This window comes from Rhizobium sp. 01T417 (assembly GCF_056398905.1).
The window spans coordinates 1-7,497 of record NZ_JBFTQH010000077.1 but is presented as its reverse complement, the minus strand read 5'-3'; the positions used below and the strand labels follow the sequence as shown (position 1 = coordinate 7,497).

The 7,497-nt window shown below is 56.2% G+C and carries 10 protein-coding genes; 5 read left to right on the top strand and 5 right to left on the bottom strand.

Annotated features, from left to right (window positions below):
* Positions 1 to 8: 8 nt before the first annotated feature.
* Both AC1DPR_RS31185 and AC1DPR_RS31180 read left to right on the top strand, forming a co-directional pair.
* Positions 9 to 362 carry a GNAT family N-acetyltransferase gene (locus AC1DPR_RS31185; RefSeq protein WP_477817935.1) on the top strand — a complete coding sequence of 118 codons (354 nt, stop codon included), beginning with the start codon at positions 9 to 11 and terminating at the stop codon, positions 360 to 362.
* A gap of 158 nt (positions 363 to 520) precedes the next feature.
* Positions 521 to 874: a phosphotransferase-like protein gene (locus tag AC1DPR_RS31180; RefSeq protein ID WP_477817934.1), complete on the top strand. Its 354-nt coding sequence runs from the start codon at positions 521 to 523 to the stop codon at positions 872 to 874.
* Here the strand turns inward: AC1DPR_RS31180 and AC1DPR_RS31175 are convergent.
* Positions 871 to 1,428, bottom strand: coding sequence for a GNAT family N-acetyltransferase (locus AC1DPR_RS31175; RefSeq protein WP_477817933.1), 558 nt, complete (start codon positions 1,426 to 1,428; stop codon positions 871 to 873). The two genes, AC1DPR_RS31180 and AC1DPR_RS31175, sit on opposite strands and share 4 nt — an antisense overlap.
* Before the next feature lie 355 nt (positions 1,429 to 1,783).
* On the opposite strand from AC1DPR_RS31175, the gene AC1DPR_RS31170 reads away from it, so the two are divergent.
* Positions 1,784 to 2,539 carry a hypothetical protein gene (locus AC1DPR_RS31170; protein ID WP_477817932.1) on the top strand — a complete coding sequence of 252 codons (756 nt, stop codon included), beginning with the start codon at positions 1,784 to 1,786 and terminating at the stop codon, positions 2,537 to 2,539.
* Positions 2,540 to 2,744: 205 nt separating this feature from the next.
* Here the strand turns inward: AC1DPR_RS31170 and AC1DPR_RS31165 are convergent, their stop codons facing one another.
* The 4 genes from AC1DPR_RS31165 to AC1DPR_RS31150 all read right to left on the bottom strand — a co-directional run bounded on the left by AC1DPR_RS31165 (position 2,745) and on the right by AC1DPR_RS31150 (position 5,736).
* Positions 2,745 to 3,746: a TDT family transporter gene (locus tag AC1DPR_RS31165; protein WP_477817931.1), complete on the bottom strand. Its 1,002-nt coding sequence runs from the start codon at positions 3,744 to 3,746 to the stop codon at positions 2,745 to 2,747.
* A gap of 173 nt (positions 3,747 to 3,919) precedes the next feature.
* Positions 3,920 to 4,903 (bottom strand): aldo/keto reductase, encoded by a 984-nt coding sequence (locus tag AC1DPR_RS31160; protein ID WP_477817930.1) that lies wholly within the window; start codon positions 4,901 to 4,903, stop codon positions 3,920 to 3,922.
* Positions 4,904 to 4,942: 39 nt separating this feature from the next.
* Entirely contained in the window at positions 4,943 to 5,341 is a 399-nt protein-coding gene (locus tag AC1DPR_RS31155) for a DUF2255 family protein (RefSeq protein ID WP_477817929.1), read from the bottom strand.
* Positions 5,341 to 5,736, bottom strand: coding sequence for a (R)-mandelonitrile lyase (locus AC1DPR_RS31150; RefSeq protein WP_477817928.1), 396 nt, complete (start codon positions 5,734 to 5,736; stop codon positions 5,341 to 5,343). Before AC1DPR_RS31150 ends, AC1DPR_RS31155 begins: the two co-directional genes overlap by 1 nt.
* Before the next feature lie 109 nt (positions 5,737 to 5,845).
* Between AC1DPR_RS31150 and AC1DPR_RS31145 the strand changes: the two genes are divergently transcribed.
* Both AC1DPR_RS31145 and AC1DPR_RS31140 read left to right on the top strand, forming a co-directional pair.
* On the top strand, positions 5,846 to 6,739 hold the full coding sequence (locus tag AC1DPR_RS31145) for a LysR family transcriptional regulator (protein WP_477817927.1): 894 nt from the start codon (positions 5,846 to 5,848) through the stop codon (positions 6,737 to 6,739).
* Between the two features lie 414 nt (positions 6,740 to 7,153).
* Positions 7,154 to 7,297: a DUF1127 domain-containing protein gene (locus AC1DPR_RS31140; protein ID WP_477817926.1), complete on the top strand. Its 144-nt coding sequence runs from the start codon at positions 7,154 to 7,156 to the stop codon at positions 7,295 to 7,297.
* The last annotated feature ends 200 nt before the right edge of the window (positions 7,298 to 7,497 follow it).

The following is a 7,497-nucleotide window of genomic DNA, read 5'->3' as shown; positions in this document are numbered from 1 at the left end:
ACGAAGAACTGAACGAGCTTTGGGCGGAAGCTTGGGGCAGTTATGACAGAAGGGATTTCCGAAAGATTTTAGCACGCAGCTTAACGCATGTTGGAGCCTACGAAGACGAGAGCCTGATCGGCTTCGTCAACGTCGCCACAGATGGGGGGGTGCACGCCTTTGTTCTGGATACCTGTGTCAGGCCAATGTGGCGTAGGAGGGGGATCGCGACGATGTTAGTCAAGGAAGCGACGACTGCTGCGCGAGTGCGAGGGGCGACGTGGCTCCATGTCAACTTCGAACCGCATCTGACCTCATTCTATCGTGCTTGCGGGTTTAAATCGACAGAGGCAGGTCTCATGCGGTTGGCAAATCCGGGCTAGCTTATGAAGGCCGCTGGACTAATTGGCGCAGTCCGGCAGAGGCGGCAATCATTTTTCGGCCCCAATCGGAGCTGTTTCTAAGGTTCGCATCCAAAATCCTTCGCGGCTTCGTTCCTTGGCATGACACCAAGTTCCCAAGTGCCTGGACGATTGCGCAGGTGTTCCTCGTGGGTGTGCATGGCCCGCTCAAACTTTTGATCGAGCGCGAAGCCTCGCGAGGTGACAGACCACTTGGCAGTGCCAAGCAGGAGTTCGAGACGATACATATAGGAAAAGCTACGACATCGAATTGCAATCCGAGCACGGTACTGAGGCAAACGCGGAGAAACTATTGGCAGCATGGAGAACTGGCAGCCACTCCTCAAGCTTCGTCCACTGACAGCATTTCCGGAGGGTCCCCGTCAACAAGGCGATGTCAAGTCGTGCTTTGTGGAGACAGATCTCTACGGAACAAACGAAAGAGCGTGCGTTCCAACGCGAAATCAAGGCCGATTGATCTGCTTCATCGCTAACCGCGCTCATCGAGCATGAGCGACATGCGTATGGAATCGATAAATTGCCCGTCGATCAATGTACCGCGTCTTTCTACCCCTTCGCGGCGGAAACCCACGCGCTCGTAAAGAGCAATAGCGCGAGCGTTGTCGGCATGAACAAACAGTTCGATCCGGATTAGGCCCACGTCCGTTGCTGCGTTCAAAGCCGCTTCCATCAAACGCTGCCCAAGTCGGTTACCGCGATAGGCGGGAATAATCCCCATTCCAAGCGATCCACGGTGCGATTGGGTCGGCCGAAAATGGCGAGTAATGTCGCACCAGCCGACGACCCGCCCCTCGTCGAGGGCGACGAACTGCGGATTGCCCTTGTCAATCATGCCGAGTACGAAGCTGCGCGTCTGTGGAAGTGGAGGCGCTTCCAACATGGTCAAATACTTTCGTTCCCGCGCTACAACGTCGAGCGCCGCGTGGAAACCTTCAATATTCTCCGACGCGATGGGAACGATTTCTATTTTACCTGGCGTACACATGGATTTGTCGGTTACCCCTTCCCATCGAACTGCGAGGTTCATTGAAGCTCATGCATCCTCGGATTGCAATCGGAAAGTTATGCGACTTTAGAAAGTGTCTCCGCTGAGATAACACTAGAAGGAGGGACGGGTGAATCGAGCGTCGTGCGCGTGAGAATTTTTATGCTGATTGCATCAAAGTCTCTCGCTTTAATGGATGTTTCGACCTCACGCGTTGCTTGCGACGGTTCCGCTGCCCTTCGCTTGGCAATGATGCCTTCAAGATCGTGTTCGCACGCGGTCCACAGGCTTCATTGTCACTGCAACGCTCGCACGGCTAGGCTACTCCTTTTGGATGCGTTGACTGCGATACAACTATGAGTATAGTCCTCGCGTTCAAAAAGTAGGAGGAGTCGCAATGGCATACCCCCCTATTCCGCCGAAACCCCATGGGTATTTTATTGTCGGCAGTAAGTTCAATTTGAACGACGAGAATAGTCAGCAGTCACCAAAAACAGACCCATCCACGCAGTGGGGCCAGGAGACTGGTGTAGTCGCCGATCTGGTCTCTGGCTACTGTTGGAACCAATTCCTGAACGCCAGAGGGTACGGTGTGCTCACCGTATATCTGAAAGACGCCGATTTGGTCGGCCCGAACGAGCTTGTCGTGTCGAACGGATGGACTTTCATCAAGGTAGGTCCGCCGCAGCAAGTGGTGGCTGAGTCCCCGCCTAATCTGCGCTATCCTGATCCAAGGCAAAACATCTGGACGATGCAGAATGACTGGTTTTTCAGCACGTCGAATTTCCCTTCTTCCGAAGTTAAATTGGCTGCTCATTTCGAGACTTGGGACAACGCTGCCAAGACAGACGGCTATGGGAAAGTATATTTCGACGTGAGGCCCGCCCAATCAAGAGATGCGAACAACAACATTGTTAGAAACGGCATACATATAGCGGGCGGGTGGATGTCGATTGGAACCAAAGCATTTTCTCACCCCTACACCGCTAGAGACTGGGGCGGACCGCCTGCACATAATGGGTTGAATGGCCTGCCGCCCACGGTAGCTGTTGCGAGTTGTCGTACATGGCCGACATTAGGTTTAAGCTACGCCGGTCACGACTACGACCATGCAAACGGCTTCGCATATGTGAATCTAGCGGCATCGCAGTAGGTTACGATTGGTAGTACAGGTACCGTTCCTGCCGGGGTGGCTTCCTTAGGCCCTCTTCGCACCGCCTCTGGCCGTAACACTGGTCCGCTAAAGGCCCGATAGCGGACATTGCGAAGCCTGATTTGCGCCAATTCCGGCCGCATGATGATATCCCTCAACGCTGGTGGAGTGTTGCTCCGGACCTACCTGGCAATCTTTCCGTGACCTATGCCTCCAGCAAGTCGGGTCGAGGCACTTGCCACCAGTGTGTCCACGCGAATTGACCGAACCGTGCAATCACGTAGACGACAACTGCGGTCGCAATCAGCAATTCGAAGACCGCCAGCCCGTGGGTTTGGTCGATTAGTTTCTGTCGGATTTGCCAGACCTCTAGCTGATCGGCCGTTTTGAAAAGCGCCGTCGCCCCGATGACCAAGGGGAAAGTATAAGCCGAAAACCCGGGCGAGAACGGAAGCGCAAGCAATCGTATGAACGCGACATACACAATGGCGGTCATCAGCACCGAGATTCCCATCAGCAGAATAACTGGCAATGGTTGTGGGTCGTCGACCAATGACAAATATCCTGTCAGCGACAGGCTGGCCGGGGCCGCGAGGACCGCCAGCGTCGGCATTGCTGTAACCGCAACGTTCTCCGCAAAGATAAACCGGTAAAACATTATCGGTAGCATCAGCGCGTAGATAACCATCCCGAAGTACAACGCGGTAACCGACAACAAGAACAAAGGTCCTTCGTGGGGGCCTCGATAGGACACGGCGGCAACAATGACGCCGACCGGGGGAATAAACCAGCTGGGCACCATATGCGGCAGTTCGAACCGAACCGCCATTCTGTTTCTGGCAAACAATGCCAAGAAGACAACATGCATGCATAGCCCGAACCACCATAGCAACGCCCCGGCCAGATGACTGGACTGCCAGAGACTTATCGAGACAAGCATCCAAGCCATTGCATAGGTAGCGACCACACCGCCCACCACGGGATTGGCGAGGTCGCGGGAAAGCGTTTCTGGGTGGAGGACGAACCGCACGCTCAGCAGGATGAGCAGTAATGCAGCAATCACGGCACCGGTTTCGGCAAGCCCAACGCCAGGAAGCAGATTTTCCCACGACAAGCCAAGGCTCGCGATGCCAAGTGCCAGCCCTGCCACCGGCGTTGGAAAGCTTCTTATGCGTTCGGACAGGTCTTTGAATCCATTCGCGGGCATTATTCTGCCGCCACTCTTCGGTTGGACTAGCCTGAGGGCAGCTATCGTAACGGTCCAACCTATACCCTGCAAGGCGTGGCCCTGATGTCGGCTTTGCGCGCCGGGCGCGGTCATTCCGGTCGCAATCAAACCCTCTCGTGCGGTCTTGCAGCCAACGACACTTCGGTCATCCGTCAAAGTCCGACGCGGCGCATGTGTTCATCGGGATAACGAGCACCTTGAATCTCGACATTTGCCATCTTGATTTCCCGTAGGTCGTCTGCAGCCAATTGAACCGCCAGCGATCCAATGTTTTCATCGAAACGCTCAAGCTTGCGCGTACCAAATAGAGGAACGATCCAAGGCTTCTGTGCAAGCAGCCATGCAAGAGCCACCTGCGCAGGTGTGGCGTTGTGCTTTTCGCCGATACGACGGATTAGCTCGACGAGCTTTTGATTTGCTTCGCGGGCCGCTGGAGCAAAGCGCGGAATGCTGTTGCGCATATCCGACTTGTCCAGCTCTGTCGTGGCATCTATTTTCCCCGTCAGAAACCCCTTGCCCAATGGGCTGAACGGCACCAGACCGATACCAAGTTCCTCAAGCGTGGGGATGATCTCCGCTTCCGGCTCTCGGGTCCAAAGCGAATACTCGCTCTGCAATGCTGCAACCGGCTGGACGGCGTGGGCGCGGCGAATGGAGCCAGCGCCCGCCTCCGAGAGGCCAAACCAGCGGACCTTTCCTTCGGCTATCAAGTCTCTGACGAGACCCGCGACGTCCTCCATCGGCACCTCGGGATCGACCCGGTGCTGATAAAGAAGATCAATGTGATCCGTCCGTAAGCGCTTGAGGCTGCCTTCGACCGCGCGGCGGACGTGGTCCGGCTTGCTATTGACCCCGCCATGATTGACCCCAGTAACGGGATCAACATCCCAGCCGAACTTAGTCGCGATCTTCACTTGGTCGCGCAGCGGCTCCAGAGCTTCGCCAACCATCTGTTCATTGGTGAAGGGACCGTAGACCTCGGCTGTGTCGAAAAAGTCCATTCCGCGTTCGACCGCCGTCCGGATAAGCGAAATCATTTCGGCCCTGTCAGGAAGTTCTCGGGCTTTTCCATATCCCATCGCACCAAGCGAAAGTGCCGAGACTTCAAGACTTTGTCCGAGTTTGCGCTTCTGCATTTTCGTCTTCTCCTGTTATCGAGGCACGGGTTGCCCCTGCTATTTGAAATGGGTTTTACGGCCGGTGCCGGTCGCGTCGACGCGTATCGTCGCGGCCCGCGCCCGCGAGCCGATCATCGGATCGAGGTAGCGGCTCTTGGCGTATTTCGCCCTGTAGGCGTCATCGATCCTGTCGTTAATTGCGCCAGCGACGGGTTCGAACACAACGTCCGTCGTCCGACCTGCGACGGTAATGCGCCCGGCCTTCTGCTTCAGCGCAGCCTGATACCAGCGCGAGGCCTGGCCGTTATAACCGCGCACAAACAGAGCGCCGTCGACAACGACCGACCAAATCCATGTCGGGGTGCCATAGGTAATGCCGTCCTCACGGAAAGGGGAAATATGAAGATCATCGGACGCGGCGATGCATGTCAGCTCCTCTTTGGACCATGCCATCATCAACGTTCCGCGTATTGCTGGTCGGTAACGTGTTCCATCCAGTCGACGGCCTTGCCGTGAGATTCCTGGATAGCGATGTGGGTCATGGCCGTCGTTGGAGAGGCTCCGTGCCAGTGCTTTTCGCCCGGCGGGAACCAGACGACGTCTCCAGACGGAATTTCCTCTATCAAACCGCCTTCACGCTGCACGAGGCCTAACCCGGCGGTGACGAACAGAGTCTGCCCGAGTGGATGCGTGTGCCAGGCTGTCCGAGCGCCCGGCTCAAACGTCACGCTCGCGGCCGAGGCCCGTGCGGGTGAGAGGGCCGTCGCCAGCATATCGACCCGAACACTCCCGGTGAACCAGTCGGCCGGACCCTTTGCAGAAGATTGCGACCCAACACGCTTGATTTCCATCATAAGTCTCCATTGGCGAAAAGCGTCGCCTCTGTCGGAGAATATAGACCCTGACATTTATTTCGATTAGGCGCTAATGTGCGATTGAACTTATATCGGAGACCAATAAATGCGGCGCGAAGACCTCGGCGACCTTATGGCGTTTCTGGCGGTCGCCGAGGCGCAAAGCTTCACCAAGGCGGCGGCCCGTCTCGGGACGTCGCAGTCCTCCCTCAGCCTTATCATTCGCCGATTGGAGGAACGGTTGGGGGTTCGCCTGTTAACTCGCACGACCCGCAGTCTTGCGCCAACGGTCGCAGGCGAACAACTGTTGTCGACGCTCAGTCCGGCATTCGGTAACATCGAGGCCCAGTTGTCGGCGCTAAGCGAGTTCCGGGATAAGCCTGCGGGAAGCTTCCGGATCACGGCAGGTCAGCACGCAATCGACACGCTGCTTTGGCCGAAACTGTCGAAATTTCTGATTGGTTACCCCGATATCAAGGTTGAGCTTATTGCGGAATCCGCATTGACGGATATCGTCGCAGAGCGCTTTGACGCGGGCGTCCGGCTTGGCGACCAAGTCGAGAAGGATATGATAGCGGTTCGCATCGGCCCCATGGCCCATATGATCGTTGTTGCCGCTCCATCCTGTTTCGCAGCAAGGCCAGCGCCGACGTCACCTCAGGAACTGACGGGTCATCGCTGCATCAACATTCGCCTTCCGAGCTATGGCGGCTTCTATCCCTGGGAATTCGAACATGACGGACACGAGGTGCGCGTTAGGGTCGAAGGACAGGTGGCGTTCAATGGAGTGCCGCAGGTTATAAGAGCGGCACTCGACGGTTATGGCCTGGCATGTGTGCACGAAGACGTCGTCAGGGAATATCTGAACGATGGACGTCTTGTACAGGTGCTTGGGAACTGGTCCCAGCCCTTTCCCGGATATCACCTTTACTATCCGTCAAGGCGGCATCCGTCACCCGCGTTCACGATGCTGGTTGAGGCGCTGAAGTTTCAGTCCTGAGAAAATGCCCTAAGGGCTGCTTTCGGCCCGATAGCGGTCATTGCGAAGCCAAGTGGTTCTGGCGTGCCAAAACCGCTCCGAAATGCCAAGGCCCGCGCCTTCGCGTCAGAGGCATACAGCCTGCTCATAGGTCCAACGGTCTTTGGCCGCTTTATTGACGGCCACGGTCGATCTTACGCGTTCGTAGGAACTTGAAAACGACGACTTGCCGACGCACGCATCCGCGGACTCTGGACGAGTGAGCGCGCACAAGTCACACCTCCCTTGTCCCACATGATATGCGAGACACGCATGGCTGAGATCGAGTCTTCGCGCTGCAAAATTGGTCCGACCAATCATATATAAGCGACATCGAAGTAATCGAAGCGCCACGGACTGGCAGCTGACTTCGAAAACCCAGGAAAGGGGATTATTATGAACATCGCACGCTCTTTCAACAATTGGCGCAAGTATCGTCAGACGGTCTCTGAACTGGGCCGCATGAGCAATCGCGCACTCCATGATCTTGGCATCAATCGCGGCGAAATCGAGCGGATTGCGAGAGCTTCTACTCGTTAACCTCTCAAATAATGTGCAATTCGGAGCGCTCGTCCTCTTGGGCGGGCGCTTATACATTGCGAGGCCGGTGCATCGGTTATGATGCACCGGCCTCGTTTGCCATTGAGGTGATTGCAACACCGCAGTGACGATGCGCAGAGCGGTTGGTCCTAGCGGGCCTGAACTTTCGTTCGTAAAAAAGCAGAACCCTTTGCGCGCGC

Excerpts from the sequence above, each read along its gene's own strand:
- AC1DPR_RS31175 (WP_477817933.1), bottom strand. The coding sequence starts at position 1,428 with ATGAACCTCGCAGTTCGATGGGAAGGGGTAACCGACAAATCCATGTGT.
- AC1DPR_RS31170 (WP_477817932.1), top strand. The coding sequence starts at position 1,784 with ATGGCATACCCCCCTATTCCGCCGAAACCCCATGGGTATTTTATTGTC.
- AC1DPR_RS31160 (WP_477817930.1), bottom strand. The coding sequence starts at position 4,903 with ATGCAGAAGCGCAAACTCGGACAAAGTCTTGAAGTCTCGGCACTTTCG.
- AC1DPR_RS31140 (WP_477817926.1), top strand. The coding sequence starts at position 7,154 with ATGAACATCGCACGCTCTTTCAACAATTGGCGCAAGTATCGTCAGACG.
- AC1DPR_RS31145 (WP_477817927.1), top strand. The coding sequence starts at position 5,846 with ATGCGGCGCGAAGACCTCGGCGACCTTATGGCGTTTCTGGCGGTCGCC.
- AC1DPR_RS31165 (WP_477817931.1), bottom strand. The coding sequence starts at position 3,746 with ATGCCCGCGAATGGATTCAAAGACCTGTCCGAACGCATAAGAAGCTTT.
- AC1DPR_RS31155 (WP_477817929.1), bottom strand. The coding sequence starts at position 5,341 with ATGATGGCATGGTCCAAAGAGGAGCTGACATGCATCGCCGCGTCCGAT.
- AC1DPR_RS31150 (WP_477817928.1), bottom strand. The coding sequence starts at position 5,736 with ATGGAAATCAAGCGTGTTGGGTCGCAATCTTCTGCAAAGGGTCCGGCC.